Here is a 17,048-nt window from a genome sequence, read left to right as displayed (position 1 = left end):
AATAAGATAAAGCCTTTGCAGAGATGCAAAGGCTTTATATATGTAAAATACTTCTATAACGCTTATAACGTACACGCAAAATATACTTGGAATGAATTTTAAGCCAGTCCTAAAGCAATAAAAACTAAACTTTATTTCCTTAAGTAAGTTCGTTTTTGGGTGTCTTTCCTTGTTCCCAACTCGTTAGATTCTCCATAGTAGTCGTCGCGATATTGGTTAAAGCTTCTTGGGTAGCAAAGGCTTGATGTGGCGTGAGAATAACGTTAGGGTGTTGTAGTAATTGATCTAATAGCAGGTCATTAGGTTTTGCTGAAGACCTGTCGTAAAAAAAGATGCCACTTTCATGCGCGTATACATCTGTTGCATATCCTTTTAATACATTTGTATTGAGACTTTCTAATACTGCTTTTGTATCTACAATTGCTCCTCTTGCGACATTTATTAAGTATGCGCTGGGCTTCATATAGGCAAGAGTTTCCTTATCCATAAGATGATGTGTTTCTGCATTTAAAGGAACACTGAGTATTACGACATCACTTTGCTTACAAAGCTCCTGAAGAGGCATATAGGTGACCCCAAAATTGTGTATTAGATCTTCATTTTGCGCAATATCTGTAGCAATAATAGTGGTCTCAAACCCGTGAAGAATTTTAATGATCACAGCGCCTATTCTACCCGTTCCTATGATTCCTATTGTTTTTCCTTTCAAATCTATTCCTACGAGATTAGAAAGTGTAAAATCATACTGTTGCACTTGTTTATTTGCTACGATAATTTTACGATTTATAGCCAGTAAAAGTGTAATAGCATGCTCTGCGATAGCATGAGGAGAATAGTCGGCTGCATTGGCTACGTGTAGCCCTAATTTTTGAGCTTTAAATATGTTTACATTGTCATAGCCAGCAGATCGTAATGTGATGTAGGATACTCCAAAAGCTTTAAGTTTTTCCAATACATTGGGAGATGCGTCATCTGCCGAGAATATAGAAATTGCATCATAACCAACAGCTTTCATTGCGGTATGTGTTGTGAGTCGTTCTGGAGTAAAATGTAGTGTATGTGTATTTTGATTTGCTTTTTCTAAATAGGGTATTTCAAAATCCTTTGCAGAGTAAATGAGTGTTTTCATAGATTAGATTCCCTTACCATTATTTATAATAAGTAATTCTTGTTCTTCAAGAGCCCAAAGAAGTATACTAATATAATCTTTTATAGCTTTGCGTGTACTTTCTGGTTGTGTTATATCAATACTACCTCTCCAGATAGTTTCTCTCTCTTTTGTAGGGCAAATACAATAGAGCGCAGACTCTGCGTGATAAACGGTGTATACCTCTGCATATTCGTCTTCTGTGTAGATTTTCTGATTGCTATAATAATCTTCTTCAAAACTATTAAAAAGGGTGTCAAAGCCATCGTATGACTGTAATAAGCTTTTTCGGTCTTCTGCACCTATAATTTTTGAGACTAAAATAGCATCATACCCTTCTTGAAGCATCGCATTTTCTAATAAATCTAGTTCTTCTCGTGTTTGTGGGCGTTGGGTATAGTTCTCATCAAAAAACTGATTACTCTCTGTGGCTTGTACTCCTTTTTTTTGAAGTTCGTTTGCGAGTCTTTTTTCAAAACGTTCTCTATTGCTCACATCATTGGTCATTGCCAAAACAAGTACTTTTTCTGCAACAAATATTTCTATATCAGGATTTTTCCAATTCTCAACTAAGTCACTTGAGTTACAACTTGTCAAAAGCAGTAGTACACTACTCAATACGCTATAAAAAATTGTTCTCATACTATCGTTTGCTTAAAAGTGTTTTTTGTTTTCTCTTTTTTAAACTGGTTTTCATGACATCAAAAATGGCATTTTTGACCTGTCTATACTGCTCATTAAAATCGTTTATTTTTAATTCTAGCAATAGGTGTCTGTCTTTAAAGGCTTTTTCTTTTTGACGCTCGTTAATACCATCTACCAAGACTTCGAGATCATTGCGGTGTTGTTCTAACAATTGTCTTATTTCAGGAATTACTTTTTTATAGCTTACTAGTTCTGAAATGAGTTTTTTTGTTTTTTCAAAATCGGTTTCTGAGAGTAATAATAAGGTGTTGTCACTTAGAAGTTCTTGTAAAAAATGCCATTCTATCTCTATAAAATCAAGTTCTGATTGCCATTTTATAGTGGTCTCATGGATTTCTTCTGGGCTGTGCCATTCTAAGTATTTAAATTTATATTGATTAGTGTACATAGCGATTTTTATTAGGGTGAGTACGCTTCTGTCTGCCAGCAGGCAGGTTTGTGAAAGCGTATACATAAATAGTAGTAGTCATCATAAGAAGTATAAGGCAGTTTTTTTTCTTTTAAATCACTGCCTTATACGACTCATAATTATGCAATTTCAATCTTACGCTTTTGTGGTGCTTTTATTTCTTTGTTTTTTTGAAGCGTAAGTTTTAAAATACCATCTTGATAATTTGCACTTACTTCTTGTTTTTGATTTACAGTAGGAGGAATTTGGAGTGTACGTTCGAAGCTTTTATAGCTAAATTCTTTACGAGAATAATTTTCTTTTTCTTCTGCATCTTCTTCTTTTTTTGAGGCACTTACAGAGAGAATATCATCTGCTACTGTGACATCAATCTCTTCTTTTGAGAATCCTGGAACGGCAAGTTCTATCTCAAAATGATCATCATTGTCCTTGACATTCATGGCAGGCATACTTGTTTTTTTTGTAAAAAAATCATCTTCAAAAAAGTCATCTGTATCCATCCAACTTGTAATGTCTCCGATCAACCACGGAAGTCTGTTTCTGTTAAATTTAATTAGTGACATAATTATTTTATTTTAGTTAATACATTAAAAGTACTATGGAAGGGTATCAAAAACTATGATATCAATCAGTAATAGATTAAAATGCCTACTTTTTATTATGTTTTAAGATACCTCCGCAGTATTCAAATATTTCAGATTTAAGGGTTTTATAAACTGTGATAAATTGAGTGTAATCCGCAGAAACCATTTGCTGTTTTTTATCAAAAGATGTGTTCAGAGAGATTATATCATGAGACTCCATCAATCCTCCTAATTCATTATCATGATTGACAACACGTTGCCGTATCTTTTTATGCTTTTCTTTGATGTCTAAAATTTGAGTTTTGAAATGCTCAAGGCGTTCAAAAAGAGTAGGCGTATTCGGTTCAAATACATAAGAATGTATGAGTTGTTCAATAAAATGAATTTCATTTTCAACAAATAGAAGATTTGATTTCCATTCTTTTGCTACTAGATGATAGTTGTTCTGTTCATTTTTGATCTGTGTTTCCATAATCTTGCGACGTACCTTTTAGTTTATAAAAAGATAAAATTAGGACCTCTTAAAAAAAGAAACTATGACATTAATCAGCTATATAAATTTCTGTTGTTTGATGAAGGTTTGGGATTTCAATATTCCAATGAAAACGATGTTGTAATTTGACTCTAAATGCATCACAAGCACTCGCTTCTCCGTGTACTAAAAATACTTTTTCTGGCACATTTTTTATATCACTTACCCAATCAATTAAATCTTGCTGATCTCCATGTGCAGAGAGGCTTTGGATCTGATGCACTTGCGCTTTTACAGGATAATATTTTCCATAAATTTTTACTTCGTGTAAGCCTTCTTGTAACTGGCGTCCTCTAGTACCTTCTGCTTGATATCCTACTAATAATATTCTAGTGGTTGCGTTATCAATATACTGCTTTAAATAGGTAAGTACACGTCCTCCTGTCACCATCCCACTACCAGCAATCACAATTTTTGGAATAGGTTTATCAATAACTTCCCAGGTTTCTCTATACGATGTAACAATATGAACGTGATTACACATTGCTTTATACTCTTTTGGGCTTATTTTATGCCATTCTGTAAAACGTTCAAACACAGAAAGCACATTATTTCCCATAGGACTATCTACATACACAGGAATATTTGGAATGCGATTTTTAAGATGTAATTTCCATAGGATGTACATCAATGTTTGTAATCGTTCTACAGCAAAGCTTGGGATAATAAGGGTACCTCTTGTATGGACCAATTCTTTAATAAGAGTAATTAACTTTTCTTCTGTATCATCTTCTTGATGTAATCTGTCTCCATAGGTGCTTTCTAAAAAAAGAAAATCTGCCCATTCGGGTTTTTTAGGAGGTCTTAACAAAAGATCTTGGGGTCTTCCTACATCTCCAGAAAATACAAAAATGGTTTCATTTATTTTTAATTCAATAAAAGTAGCTCCTATAATATGCCCTACAGGCATCCACCTACAGAAAATTTTATCGTGTAATTCTATCCATTTTTCAGGTTCGATTATTTTAAACAGTGTGATAGTCTTCTGTGCTTCTTTTTCGGTATAAAATGGAAGTGCAGGACTGTGCTTTGTAAATCCTTCTTCGTTAGCGCGTTTTGCATCTTCTTCATGTATCCTGGCACTGTCTTTTAGAATAATAGATGTAATTTCTAAGGTAGGGGAAGTACCTAAGATATTGCCTTCAAATCCTTGTTTGAGTAGTCTTGGTAAATATCCAGTATGATCAAGATGGCCGTGGGTTAATACAACAAGATCTATACTAGAAACATCAAAGGGTAATGGTTCCCAATTGCGCTCTCTTAATTCTTTAAGTCCTTGAAACATTCCGCAGTCTAAAAGAATATTAAAAGAAGGGGTTTCTATAAGAAACTTGGAGCCTGTCACTGTTTTTGTAGCGCCTAGGAAATGAATTTTTATTTTTTGAAGGGAGGTTGCTTTAGGCATTGCAGAGTAGTTTTATTTCGTTAGTAATTTGCTCTTTTCGTCCTTCAGAAATCCCTAAATGATCTAGGTAAAAAACAGCTTTTAATAATTGTTTACAGAGTACAATACCTCTATCTAACAAAAACACTTTTTCTCTATTTGAGAGCAGTGTAGATACAGTGATAGGGTATAACCCAATTCGATCAATTCTATCTTTAAGTCCGTTGCCTTTTGGAAAATCCCAGCTTAAAAGATATAATTGAGCACATTTTCCATATTGTATAGCATCTGATGTAAAGCGCGTATTTGTGACTACCCAACCTTCATATTCATATTCTTGAGATTGCGTGGTGGTGATATCGTTATATCTAGAATGAATGTATAGCGGTATTTTTACATCACAATTACGTCCTTCTTCTCCATGAAATTTACACTCGATAAATAATTTTTTAGTATTCTTTATAGCGACCACGTCTATCTCGTGGGTAACACATTTTCCTTGTACATATTGACCTACTGCTACTTGAAATCCTGAGTGACCCAAGATTTCTGCTATAAAATGTTCAAAGGGAAATCCTGTAGGACCTAATTCATAAATAGCTTTTTTAAGTTTGTATTTGGAAGCAAAAATAGATTTCTTCTTTTTGAGTAAAACAAACGCTCGATTATAGATTTCTCGGGTAGAAATGCCTTGATATAATTCGTCTCGGACAATATCTATAATTTGTTGAATGTCTTTTTCACTAGCACCGCTATGCCGAAGTGACTTTTTGAGTTTTGGTAATGAAAAATTTACCTTTTCTCCTGATGATTTCTGTACCTTAATAGTTGATTTTTCTTTCACAGTTTGAATATTAACGAATGGAAATGTATGAGAGATCAACTCTTTTTTTAGTGAGCTTATTGTTGGTATGCTTTCGCGAAAGCGCATAAAAAATAATACCCATCATTCTAATGGTACTCTTTGAAAAAATCGCGAATCAACGCTTTTGTCTGGTTTTCTGTCATGCTATCTGCAGTCTTTAAAACAACGACTTTACTCGAGAGCCTTTCATAGTTTTCTTTGAGTTCTTTTCTAAACTTTCCAGCTGTTTCTGCTGGTCCAAAAAGTGCTAATTGATCTACGTCTACTATGTTTTCTGTGATGTTTTTAAAATAGTTTTTCAATTGTTTTTTCTCGTGTGCTAGGTATTTACTATCGTGTATCACATCTTGTGGCCCTCCTTTTAGTCTAGTTCCAGATCCTCCTTGTACGTTATATTCTTCTACATCTGACGTAAGGATTTTAAAATCTTCTTTACCTTCTGTGATATAAAGGATCAGCGCTTGACGCTTATCCATCCAGATTCCTATATTTTTCATGAGTGTTCTATTTTAGTTTCTAAAATCATGCAAAGCCATAATGGGAACTCTTGCGTACATCCCAATTTCTTTTACCATAGGTCTAGAAAATATACTTCCAAAGAAGGTATGTTTCTTATTTATAAAAGCAATCATATCACTGTCACGGCTTTCTACAAAATAGCGTACAGCATCTGATATCGCTGAGCCATGAAGGAAATGAAAGGTGTAGTCTACGTCTTCAAAACTTTCTTCTAATAGGCGTTTATTATTTTCTTGAGTAGCATCTAGCTCGTCATCTTCAGCTAGATGGACAATGCGTATCGCTGCTTTTGTGAGTTTTGCTATCTCTGTGAGATAGTGTAATTCTCTATGCTTAAAGTGTGTTTTATAACTAGTAGGAAAAACAATTTCTTTGAGTGTTCCAAACCGAGCTTCTTCTGGTACTGCAATGACAGGACAATTTCTCAACTTTTCCATAGTAAGAATAGCATTACTTCCAAAAACAACGCCGCTTGCATTGCTACTTCCTTTGGTGCCCATAATAACCATATCAATATCTTTTTTTTCTACGATGTCTTTAAGTCCTTCAAGTAATGAGTTAAACTGTGATATGGTGTAAAATGAATGATTATCATTAGGGTCTCTAAAAGAGAGCATTTCTAATATTTTTGCGAGCCCTTTTTCTGAGCTTTTTTTGGCTCTTTCAAATTCCATTTCGCCAGGCTCTGGAACCATCATACTCTCAAGGGCATATCCTGTGACCGTATATACATTAAGGATATAGAACTCACATTCTTTATCTTTAAACAGATCGGTTGCATAGCTTATAGCATTCCACGCATTTTTTGAAAAATCTGTAGGTAATAAGATTTTGGTTTTCATAATAATGAGGATTTTTTGGTTGATTAAAATTAACGATCGTTCTTTAAAACAACTATGATATATATCAGTCAGTATTTGTAAAGACTAATAATGGAATTGAGGTGTGAAATCCTATATTTTCTACAATGTTTTCTTTGAAAAGCTTTTGTAGCATACTGTGCTTGTGATATGTGAGTACTAGTAGGTCAACATTCATTTTTTTAACAAACTCATTCAGTACGTTTTCTTTTTTAGAGGTGTTAGAAAGCCAATGCGTGGTGTATTCGATATCTGATAAACTTTTCTTTATTTTTTTATAATTAGTTTCAAAAACATCTTCAGGATTTTTTTGATCGTAGATATGCGTGATTTTTATAACAGCATCATTAGAGGTTGCAATGTCTTTTAGTGTGGTAATGGCGTGAGTATGTATAGCGGTTTTAAAATCGGTTGCGATCGCAATAATTTTTGGAGGCGTAAAATCTGCATTTTCAGGCACAACAATGACGGGGAGTTTATATATTTTTTTGATCAGACGTATGGTCTGACTTCCCATAAAAAGTTGCCGTATGCCTGTAGCTCCTTTTGTTCCCATAACAATAAGGCTAACAGGTTTTTCTTCTTGTAATTTATAGATGCATTTAAACAAAGGGAAACCTGTCATAAGAGTTTCAAAGCTAACGTGTAGTCCTTCTGTATCTCTTGCGATTTTGTGAGTCAACGCTTCAAAATTTTTAGAAACTCTTTGTTCAATCTCAAGATATAATTCTTCATTACGTCCTATATCTATTCTACTTGTAGAGGTTGAAAATTCTGTCTCATAGGAATGGATAAGGATGATGGTGTATTCTTGATTCGGAAAAAGCCGTGTAGCATATAATAAAGCATTGTATGCATTTTCTGAAAAGTCTGTGGGAACTGCTATGTATCTCATAAGGACTCGTTTTTAGATAGAATAAAAGTAAGAGACACAGAAAGTGAAAACTATGATATTAGTCAGTAAGTGATGGTAATACTAAAAATGGAATGGTGGTATGATGTACCATTTTTTTAATGATGGGTTCACGTACTATTTTTTGAAAAAGACTTTTTGGGTAATTAATCATCGCAAGCATATCAATTTCAAGTTCCTTATTAAAAATAGTAATAGCCTTTTCTACCGTATTAAAATGAGGTATTACATGAAAATTGGATGCAACTGGTATCAATAGGTTTTCTAGTGTTTCTAAATGTTCTTGCTGTTCTTCGGTAAGTATTGGGTCATAATAGACCTCTATGACTCGTAATGATGCATTCCATTTTTGAGTAATTTCAATAAGAGTTTGTAATTCTTCTTTTAAGTAACTTCTCGTAAAATTGGTAGCAAAAGCTATTTTTTCAGGGTTTTTGTAAATACTATTTTCAGGTATGATAAGTATTGGTTTTTTCAGAGACATATTGACAAGGCTAAACGTGTTACTCCCCCAGAATACAGTCTTAAGACCTGTAGCACCCTTGGACCCCATAGCTATAAAATCATAACGATCTATGTCTATAGCCTTAATGGCTTCTTCTAAAGCGCCTCCAGAAGATATTGTTTCGTAGGTGTGCTTTTGGTTTTCGTTTAAACCATTAATTTTTGTCAAAAGTTGTTCTATTTTTTCATTAGCCACTTTCTTACAACTATTGTAGATAGCACCTACGCGATACGGACTTTTACCAAGGAGTAATATAGGCGAAGGCTCATACGCATGATATAACGTAAATATCACTTCTTCATCTTGTAATAAGAGTCGTACATAACTGAGCGCACTATAGGCATTATCTGAAAAATCGGTAGGCACTAATATATGTTTCATAGTTATTTTTTTTCAATAGCTGGGATCACTAAAAACGGGATTTGTGTATGATGCGCAATCTTGTTAATCACTGGGGTAAATAATAGATTTTCAAAGAAACTATGCTTGTTATGTACCATTACTAGAAGATCAATACGGTGTTTAGATTGAAAATCTTCTAAAGCTTCTGAGACATCCATGCCGTCACTTATGTAAAATTGATGCGCATTGCCTTTAAAATAAAGATCCATTTGATTTTTGACTTCTTCTTGTCTCTCATCAAGTGGCACACCATAGTATGCGTTAAGAAGAATAAGTCTGGAATGATGAATACTACATAGATTCTTTACGAGTGACAATCCTATGTTTTCTATAGATAGATTGTAATCTGTAGCAAAGAGAATGTCTTTAGGATCTTTATACGTAAAATCTTTGGGTACACAGAGTAAAGGCACCGTTGTTTTTTTGATAGTGTGCATGGTTTGAGATCCTATAAAAATTTCTTTTAGCCCAGACGCTCCCTGTGTTCCCATCACAATGAAGTCAATTGATTTAGATTCAGTAAGGTCTACAATCTCGTTGACTAGCATATTACAAGAGGCAATTTTTTCAAATTGATGTTTGTCATTTGAGAATGTTGTAGTAACATCATCAATAAGGCGTTGAAGTTTGTGTTCTGAGGTGTTTTTGTAAATCTCTCCTAAATCTATGTTTAATGAAGTATGATACTCATAAATAGTTGATGTGTATAGCGACGTAGGCGTATAGGTATTCAGAAGAAAAAAGGTACATCTTTCATTCTCCATTAAATGGATGACATAATGCAATGCATTGATCGCATTATCTGAAAAATCGGTAGGGATGAGTATACGTTTCATTTTTTATCTTTTTAAATTTTGAAAAACTAATAATGGAATCTTGGTGTTGAGGCTTATGGCATCGATATTAGATTGATTTAATAATTCTTCCATGTAAGAGTGTCTAGAGTTCACCATAACAATCATCTCTATGCTTTCATCAGCAATATACTTGTTGATTAACTTTGTGATAGGTCCATAATCTCTTCGTGCATATAGGACGTTATTGTCTTCTAAACAATACTCTATTAATACTTTATTATCCTGTTGCCTCAATGAAAGCCGATCATAATCTGATAGATATAATAGATGTATGGTGGCTCTATAACTTTTTGCTAAACAAGACAATAGTTTCATTTCTCTTTTTTTACAAGGGATCATAAAGTCTGATGGCAATAAGATATTTGTAGGTCGCTCGTATGAGTATTCGGCAGGGACCCCTAAAACAGGGCATTTTACATATTTAAGAATCTGTAATGTGTGACTTCCATAGGTAATGGTCGTATCATTGGTCCTTCCTTTTGTTCCCATGACAATGAGATCAATATTTTCAAGTTCTACAAAATCGTTGACTTCTTCTAGTAGGTTTCCAAAAACAGCTTTAGTAATATAACTATGCTTAGGATCTGGATAGTAGTCTTGAATCTTTTTTAGGAAAGTAGCTAGTTCTTTCTCTGCTTTTTCGCTTTGTACTTTTATGTGTTCTTCAAGAACTTCTTCAGAGACAGTTCTTACGTTTTTATACACCTCATTTGCGTACGAATGAAAAATATAAAAATGGCATTTCTCATATTTAAAATATTGGATAGCGCATTTTAATGCATTCCAAGAGTTTTCTGAAAAATCTACAGGAACTACAATCTTTCTCATGAGGATAGTTTTAAAATTTTATATTCAAAACTATCTTATATATAGCTAACTAAATATGATTTATGTCAGCTACTTTTTTATTCATGTACAATTAAAAAAGGAATGTGCTTATGATAACTAATCGTAGCATCTGTAGAAGGAGAGTATAATAAATGTTCTGAAAAATTCATGTTCTTGGCAAATAAAATGATGAGGTCTACATTCTGTACATTTATAAAAAACTGTAACGCTTCATCCATCGTTTGATTCACCACAAAGTGAAAGCTATGATCTAAGTTTGCAAAATTTTCTTGTAAAGACTTTTTGTTTTCAGCTTGATTTTCATTAATAAAACCTTCTTGTTTTATTAAATTTAAAATACTTAAATGCGCATTTCTAACTGAGGTGATTTCAGAAATTAGTTGGAGTGCTTTTCTATTATGTTTAAAATTGAAGTCTGTAATAAGTGCGATTTGTTTTGGAGTAGGGCAGGGCACTTCCTGAGGAACAATGAGTACAGGTTGTTTTATGCGTGTAATGATTTCTCGAGTGTAACTCCCCACCAAGGTATCTTCAAATACATTGGATTGTTGGGTTCCAATAACAATCAGATTTATCGTGTAGTTTTTTACAATATCTCTTAGTGTGTGTATAAAATGACCTGTCTTTTCAAGTGGAATAATCTGTTGTTTTGGTGTGGCAAGTTTTGTTGCTTTAGTAACCCATTGTTGAAGTTTTTTATGATTTGCAATGTTCTTGTGAATGACTAAAGATCCATTTTCTTCTGAGGTTGTGGGAGGGGATTCTATATGGGCTATATAAAACTGAATAGTGTCGTCTTTAAAATGACAGATTGCACAATAAACAGCATTCCAAGAGACCTCAGAAAAATCAACTGGGATTAAAATATTCTTCATCATTCGTATGTGTAAGTATACAAATGTATTTTGATGCAATAGGGATAACTATGATAAATATCAGTTTCGGATATGGGTTTTTTACGCTTTCGCGAAAGCGTACTTAGCAACAATACCTTTAGGCGTATTATCCCTTTTGGATGTATTTGTGAGTAAAGATTACTCTATCTCGGTTAACCCTTCTATATCCAAGATTCTAATGTTGCGACCTTCTACTTCTATAAGACCTTCTTTTTTAAATCCAGATAAGGTGCGGATTAAACTTTCTGTAGCGATGCCAGCAACACTTGCAAGATCATTTCTGGAGATGCGGATGCCTTCTTCTGGTTTTTTGTTAAGCACTTCTACAAACTGTAAAATAGTTTGTGCAGTTTTTTTACGTACAGAGCTATACGCCATTTGAAGCAATTGTGATTTAATTTCCGATAAGTTATCGGTTAAAAGTTCCATAAGTTCTAAGGATACTTTTTGATTTTTTTTCAGAATATCTTTTAATTCAGACTTTGAAACTGCGGCAAGTTCTGCATCTTTAATTACGGTAGCAGATTCTTGGTACGGTACATTATCGACAAAGGAGGTAAACCCTAAAAAATCATCTGGTTTAAATAATGCTGTAATAAGAGCTTTGCCTTTTTGATCCATTTTATAGGTTTTGACAATCCCTTTTAGGATTAAATAGATGTAATTTGAGTTTGCTCCCTCTTCAAAAATAACGTCTCCACTTTTGTAGATGACGATGTCTCCTTGGTCATCAAAAAAGTTTTTTAATTCGTTAAGACTCCGTATTTGATCTTCCTCTTTGTCCTCTTGCGTTGTACGGGCTATATTTGAAAGTATAAATGTTTTTGCCAGCCGACTTTCGACAGCGCTGATAAGGTCTTCTTCTTCAAAAGGTTTTGTAAGATAGTCATCTGCACCCAAGTTCATCCCCTTACGTATTTCCTTATGTTCGGTCTTTGCAGAAAGAAATATAAACGGAATCTGCCTTGTTTTTGAATCACTAGACAGGGTTTCTAAGACTTCATATCCATCTGCCATAGGCATCATAATATCACATATAATAAGATCTGGGAGTTTTTCTTTGGCAGCCGCAATGCCTAGAACCCCATTGGCAGCAGTGATTACATCATAATTGGAAAGCATTAATAGCTCGGCAGTATTTTCGCGTAAAGCGGTATCATCTTCAATTAATAAAATAGTCTTCATTTACACGTAGTATGATAGGGTTAATCTTGAGATAAAGGGATGGTTATGGTAAAGGTAGAACCTACATCTTGCTCACTCTGAAAGGATATGGTGCTTTTTAAGTTCTCTAGATGATTTTTTACAATATTAAGTCCTATCCCAGTACCTTGACAGGTCAAGGCATTTTCTGCTCTAAAATACCTGTCAAATATAAATTTCTGTTCCTTTTCTGGAATACCAATGCCTTCATCTTTAATAGCAATTTGTAATTGAGTGTCACTTTTTTCTATATCAATAGCTACTATAGAATCTTCGCCAGAATATTTTATCGCATTATGAATAAGGTTTGTAAGGACTAATTCCAATATTTTTTCATCAAACTCTATAATCAAATCACTTGCACTTTTAGGGTATTTAATAATTTGCCCATCTTTGAGATGCATATTTGCATCATAAATGACTTCATCAAATATTTTACTAATTGGGAAGGAGGTAAACTTGTAAGTTACCTTTCCTGATTGTAAACGTTCTATAGATAAAAAATCATCTATAATCGTATTCAAGTGTTTAACTTTACTTCGTATGGTTTTTAAGTGTTTTTCTCTTTTTTCCTGTTGCTCATCCTTGGTATATTTTCCAGCAAGGGTAGCCGATGTCAGAATGCCAGATAAAGGCGTTTTAAACTCATGAGAAACCAAGGATAAAAACTTTGTTTTTAATTCGTTAAGTTCCTTTTCGGCAGCAAGCGCTTTTGTAAGTTGTAGTGTACGTTCCTTTACTTTAGATTCTAACGAGGCGTTTATATCTCGTATCTCATCTTCTTGTTGTTTACGCACGGTAATATCTGTAATAAGCGCCATGATATAAGGATGTCCGTGTAGTACAAAAGGATTGAGTCCAACTTCTACAGGCATTTTGCTTCCGTCTTTATGGAGTCCAAATAAGTCCCTTCCTATACCCATTTGCCTTTTATCCTGATGGGCCATAAATTCCTTCACATATCCAGTATGCTTCTTGTGGTATTCTGTAGGAATAATGGTCGTTAATAGTGCTCCTTCCATTTCTTCTTTTTGGTATCCAAAAATCGTTCTGGCAGCAGTATTACTAGCCACAATCATTTGTTTTGTGTTCACTACAATGACACCCTCAGATACGCCTTCAAAAAGGGTTAAAAAAGTATCTTCTATACTGTCTCTGAAAAAATCCATAGTATCGGGTATCTATCCTTGTGACGCTATAAGTGATATATGTCATAGAATTTTATACCTAGTAAAGATACATTTACCTAGCCAAATATCCGTATGATGAAATCACAAATATCCAAGAGTTTACCGTTCTATCAGAGTTTAGGTAAATTATTTTATGCCGTTGCTATCGCAGATAATTCTATAGATAATCAGGAATTTGCAACACTTCAAACGTATGTGCGTGATGTGTGGCTAGATATGGATGATCTTGAAGATGCTTTTGGAGAAGATGCTGCCTATCTTATTGAAATGGTATTTGAGGGTGTTGAAGCGTTCTCCTCAAACGGAGAAGACATGTATAATGCCTTTATTGAGTTTAAAAAGGAGCATCCAGAATTTTTCACGCCAAGTGTAAATAAAATAATAGTACAAACAGCGCGTGCTATCGCTACTTCTTACCAAGGAGTAGGTACATCAGAAAGAAATATCCTAATAAAATTGGAAGAAGCGCTTCTCATTCAAAGCTGATGAATGTCATATAATAATAACGAGAATCAAAATACATTTGATACAATCAATTTATAAAAAGATGAAAACTGAAGAAAAATTGGATATTACCTTTTATCAAAACTTAGGAAGGCTTTTTTATGCGATTGCTTTTATAGATAATAACGTACGCGAAGAAGAAATTAATGCATTGAAAAAGCTGATTACATCCACTTGGGTCCCCTTACATAATCAATCTGATGCGTATGGAGATAATAGCGCATTTCAAATAGAAATTGTATTCAACTGGTTAGATAGTGAAGTCTATGAGGCACAAGAGTGCTATGACACCTTCAAAGAATACTATACATTAAATACTCACATATTTACAGATTCTATTAAACAAAAAATTTCAAAAACAGCCAGTGCCATTGCAAATGCTTTTTCTGGTGTAAATAAATCAGAACTTGTTTTACTTGCACAGCTTAACCTTCTTCTAAATAAATAATTATGAAACTATTGCCCTTTGTTTTTATTCTGCTTGTAGGATTTACTTCCTGTAAAAAAGAAACTACAGATGTTGTACAACCACCTAGTAAGAAGAACGCAGAAGATGTTACTTCAACTATTCAAGAAGAACCTGCAGACCCAGATATACTGCAAAATCAAGTAGTAAAGCATCGCATTAAAAAGAAACAACTCATTCAGAAAAAAGATGAGAAAAAACAACTTAAAGAGTTAGTGCTATCAAAAAAAATATACGAAGAAGATGATGAGTATATTCTAGATTACACCTACCCCTATTTAAATGAAGAGGTAGATGCTAACTATGCAGTTTTTAATAACTATCTCAGAGAGAGCTATCTCAATGTAGAACGCACCATTAATGAGATTTTGGAAGATGAAGAACTTTTATGCGATACGCTTAAAATAGACCGCTTTCGCGAAAAGCGAATTATAGATTATAAACTCCATTCTACAGCAAATAATGTGATCAGTATTTTACTCTATAAAGAGAATTTTTATTCAGGCATGAGACACTCTGCTTATCTGTTTGACTGTCTGAATTACAATACAAAAGATCATTCATTTATATATTTTAAAGACTTTTTTATTGATGGAGCAGAAGCACAAATCTTTGACCTTATCAATCAAACCATTACCAATGATATTGATTCTGGAGACATGTTTTATGATTGCTGGCAACTTACCGAAATGGATTTTAGAGCTTACAAGAATAATTTTGTGATTAATGGCGAATTTGTAGAATTTTATTTTGACGATTGTGTGATATGTCCATCCTATACAGGTACCTATTCCATAAAGCTTCCATTGCCCAAAATCTTACACCTGATCAAGCAATACCAACAACCCTTACTCCTATAATACAAGACATCTTTTATGAATCTCTCTCAATATATAGATCATACACTACTTACGCCTACAGCAACGTTAAACGATATAAAAAAACACTGTCAAGAAGCGATTGAGCATCATTTTTATGCCGTTTGTGTTAATGAATGTTATGTTTCGCTTGCGCGAAATTACCTCGGAGAGTATCCTGTTAAAGTCGTTGCTGTTGTGGGGTTTCCATTAGGTGCTATGTCAACAAACACAAAAATAGCTCAGGCAACATATTGCATTCAGCAGGGAGCAAGTGAGATTGATATGGTTCTTAATATTGGATTTTTAAAATCTGGATTGTTTGATAAAGTGGAAGAAGAAATTGCAAGTATAAAAGAAGCTATAGGAGCTCATGTTTTAAAAGTGATCCTAGAAGTAAGTTATCTGACGGATCAAGAAAAACGTCAGGCAACAATGCTCGCGATACGTGCAGGTGCCGATTTTATTAAAACGTCTACAGGGTTTGGAACGGTTCCAGTCACGCTTCAAGATATCACTTTATTAAAAGAATTTGCAGGTACTGACATAAAAATAAAAGCCTCTGGCGGTATAAAAGATACACAAACGGCACAGCAACTCATAGATGCAGGCGCTAGTCGTTTAGGGACATCTTCAGGAATCAACATAATCACACACATACAACGGTCATGAGTACACATATTGAAGCAGAAAAAGGAGCCATTGCAGAAACCGTTTTACTTCCGGGAGATCCGATGCGAGCCAAGTGGATTGCTGAAACATTTCTAGAAAACCCAACATGTTATAATCAAGTGAGAGGAATGTATGGATACACTGGATATTATAAAGGAAAAAGAGTCTCTGTACAAGGCACAGGAATGGGAATACCCTCTGCATTGATATATTGCCACGAACTCATCAATGAGTATGGATCAAAAAACTTAATTCGAGTAGGTTCTGCAGGTTCCTACCAAAGTGACGTACATCTACGTGATATTGTGATTGCCATGGCGGCTTCATCTACATCGGGCATTAATAACTCTCGATTTATTAATGCAGACTATTCTCCCACTGCAAATTATGAGCTTTTCAAAAGAGCTACAGCTTATGCCACAAAGCACAACATTGCAATAAAAGCAGGCAATGTACTCTCCACAGACGAGTTTTACGAAGACACCTTTGACGATTATAAGAAATGGGCAGCTTTTGGCGTACTATGTGTAGAGATGGAAGCAGCTGGTTTATATACAATAGCAGCAAAACATCAGGTAAAAGCATTGGTTATCTTGACCATCTCTGACTCATTAGTCACAGGAGAACGTATTTCTGCAGTAGAACGGGAAACATCTTTCACAAAAATGATTGAAATTGCTTTGGGCTGTATATAAGGCATTTAATTTTTTATAGACCTTCAACATAGTT

The 17,048-nt window shown here is 34.1% G+C and carries 21 protein-coding genes; 5 read left to right on the top strand and 16 right to left on the bottom strand.

Annotation, left to right across the window (positions count from 1 at the left end; translation table 11 throughout):
• Positions 1 to 139: 139 nt before the first annotated feature.
• The 16 genes from Q0505_RS05990 to Q0505_RS05915 form a co-directional block, all read right to left on the bottom strand.
• Positions 140 to 1,129, bottom strand: a complete 990-nt coding sequence (locus Q0505_RS05990) for an NAD(P)-dependent oxidoreductase (protein ID WP_299210177.1) — start codon at positions 1,127 to 1,129, stop codon at positions 140 to 142.
• A gap of 3 nt (positions 1,130 to 1,132) precedes the next feature.
• Positions 1,133 to 1,789 carry a hypothetical protein gene (locus Q0505_RS05985; protein ID WP_299210175.1) on the bottom strand — a complete coding sequence of 219 codons (657 nt, stop codon included), beginning with the start codon at positions 1,787 to 1,789 and terminating at the stop codon, positions 1,133 to 1,135.
• A 1-nt stretch (position 1,790) separates the two neighbouring features.
• Positions 1,791 to 2,240 (bottom strand): hypothetical protein, encoded by a 450-nt coding sequence (locus tag Q0505_RS05980; protein ID WP_299210173.1) that lies wholly within the window; start codon positions 2,238 to 2,240, stop codon positions 1,791 to 1,793.
• A gap of 140 nt (positions 2,241 to 2,380) precedes the next feature.
• Positions 2,381 to 2,824: an Hsp20/alpha crystallin family protein gene (locus Q0505_RS05975; protein WP_299210171.1), complete on the bottom strand. Its 444-nt coding sequence runs from the start codon at positions 2,822 to 2,824 to the stop codon at positions 2,381 to 2,383.
• Positions 2,825 to 2,909: 85 nt separating this feature from the next.
• Positions 2,910 to 3,317 carry a hypothetical protein gene (locus tag Q0505_RS05970; protein ID WP_299210169.1) on the bottom strand — a complete coding sequence of 136 codons (408 nt, stop codon included), beginning with the start codon at positions 3,315 to 3,317 and terminating at the stop codon, positions 2,910 to 2,912.
• Positions 3,318 to 3,387: 70 nt separating this feature from the next.
• Positions 3,388 to 4,782: an MBL fold metallo-hydrolase gene (locus Q0505_RS05965; protein ID WP_299210167.1), complete on the bottom strand. Its 1,395-nt coding sequence runs from the start codon at positions 4,780 to 4,782 to the stop codon at positions 3,388 to 3,390.
• A complete protein-coding gene (locus Q0505_RS05960; RefSeq protein ID WP_299210165.1) occupies positions 4,775 to 5,605 on the bottom strand; it encodes a restriction endonuclease in 831 nt (276 codons plus the stop codon). Before Q0505_RS05960 ends, Q0505_RS05965 begins: the two co-directional genes overlap by 8 nt.
• 107 nt (positions 5,606 to 5,712) lie before the next feature.
• On the bottom strand, positions 5,713 to 6,123 hold the full coding sequence (locus Q0505_RS05955; protein ID WP_299210163.1) for a hypothetical protein: 411 nt from the start codon (positions 6,121 to 6,123) through the stop codon (positions 5,713 to 5,715).
• A gap of 12 nt (positions 6,124 to 6,135) precedes the next feature.
• Complete coding sequence (locus Q0505_RS05950) at positions 6,136 to 6,987, bottom strand: universal stress protein (protein WP_299210161.1); 852 nt, start codon at positions 6,985 to 6,987, stop codon at positions 6,136 to 6,138.
• Between the two features lie 64 nt (positions 6,988 to 7,051).
• A complete protein-coding gene (locus tag Q0505_RS05945) occupies positions 7,052 to 7,900 on the bottom strand; it encodes a universal stress protein (RefSeq protein WP_299210159.1) in 849 nt (282 codons plus the stop codon).
• Between the two features lie 58 nt (positions 7,901 to 7,958).
• Complete coding sequence (locus Q0505_RS05940) at positions 7,959 to 8,804, bottom strand: universal stress protein (protein ID WP_299210157.1); 846 nt, start codon at positions 8,802 to 8,804, stop codon at positions 7,959 to 7,961.
• 2 nt (positions 8,805 to 8,806) lie between these two features.
• Entirely contained in the window at positions 8,807 to 9,661 is an 855-nt protein-coding gene (locus Q0505_RS05935) for a universal stress protein (protein ID WP_299210155.1), read from the bottom strand.
• 3 nt (positions 9,662 to 9,664) lie between these two features.
• Positions 9,665 to 10,510 (bottom strand): universal stress protein, encoded by an 846-nt coding sequence (locus Q0505_RS05930; RefSeq protein WP_299210153.1) that lies wholly within the window; start codon positions 10,508 to 10,510, stop codon positions 9,665 to 9,667.
• Positions 10,511 to 10,587: 77 nt separating this feature from the next.
• On the bottom strand, positions 10,588 to 11,409 hold the full coding sequence (locus Q0505_RS05925) for a universal stress protein (protein ID WP_299210151.1): 822 nt from the start codon (positions 11,407 to 11,409) through the stop codon (positions 10,588 to 10,590).
• 156 nt (positions 11,410 to 11,565) lie between these two features.
• Positions 11,566 to 12,612 (bottom strand): response regulator, encoded by a 1,047-nt coding sequence (locus Q0505_RS05920; protein WP_299210149.1) that lies wholly within the window; start codon positions 12,610 to 12,612, stop codon positions 11,566 to 11,568.
• A gap of 20 nt (positions 12,613 to 12,632) precedes the next feature.
• The gene (locus tag Q0505_RS05915) at positions 12,633 to 13,799 is read right to left on the bottom strand and encodes a PAS domain-containing sensor histidine kinase (RefSeq protein WP_299210147.1); all 1,167 of its coding nucleotides are present in this window, start codon (positions 13,797 to 13,799) and stop codon (positions 12,633 to 12,635) included.
• A 96-nt stretch (positions 13,800 to 13,895) separates the two neighbouring features.
• Here Q0505_RS05915 and Q0505_RS05910 point away from each other — a divergent pair, with 96 nt between their 5' ends.
• The 5 genes from Q0505_RS05910 to deoD all read left to right on the top strand — a co-directional run bounded on the left by Q0505_RS05910 (position 13,896) and on the right by deoD (position 17,014).
• Positions 13,896 to 14,306 (top strand): hypothetical protein, encoded by a 411-nt coding sequence (locus tag Q0505_RS05910; protein WP_299210145.1) that lies wholly within the window; start codon positions 13,896 to 13,898, stop codon positions 14,304 to 14,306.
• Between the two features lie 61 nt (positions 14,307 to 14,367).
• On the top strand, positions 14,368 to 14,772 hold the full coding sequence (locus Q0505_RS05905; protein WP_299210143.1) for a hypothetical protein: 405 nt from the start codon (positions 14,368 to 14,370) through the stop codon (positions 14,770 to 14,772).
• Between the two features lie 2 nt (positions 14,773 to 14,774).
• On the top strand, positions 14,775 to 15,650 hold the full coding sequence (locus tag Q0505_RS05900) for an RsiV family protein (protein WP_299210141.1): 876 nt from the start codon (positions 14,775 to 14,777) through the stop codon (positions 15,648 to 15,650).
• Positions 15,651 to 15,665: 15 nt separating this feature from the next.
• Entirely contained in the window at positions 15,666 to 16,319 is a 654-nt protein-coding gene (gene deoC / locus Q0505_RS05895) for a deoxyribose-phosphate aldolase (RefSeq protein ID WP_299210139.1), read from the top strand.
• Positions 16,316 to 17,014, top strand: coding sequence for a purine-nucleoside phosphorylase (gene deoD, locus Q0505_RS05890; protein ID WP_299210137.1), 699 nt, complete (start codon positions 16,316 to 16,318; stop codon positions 17,012 to 17,014). The genes deoC and deoD overlap by 4 nt, the downstream gene beginning before the upstream one ends.
• The last annotated feature ends 34 nt before the right edge of the window (positions 17,015 to 17,048 follow it).

Origin of the sequence: uncultured Dokdonia sp., assembly GCF_937910895.1 — a bacterium.
Classification (GTDB): domain Bacteria; phylum Bacteroidota; class Bacteroidia; order Flavobacteriales; family Flavobacteriaceae; genus Dokdonia.
This window is presented reverse-complemented; position numbering and strand designations above follow the sequence as displayed.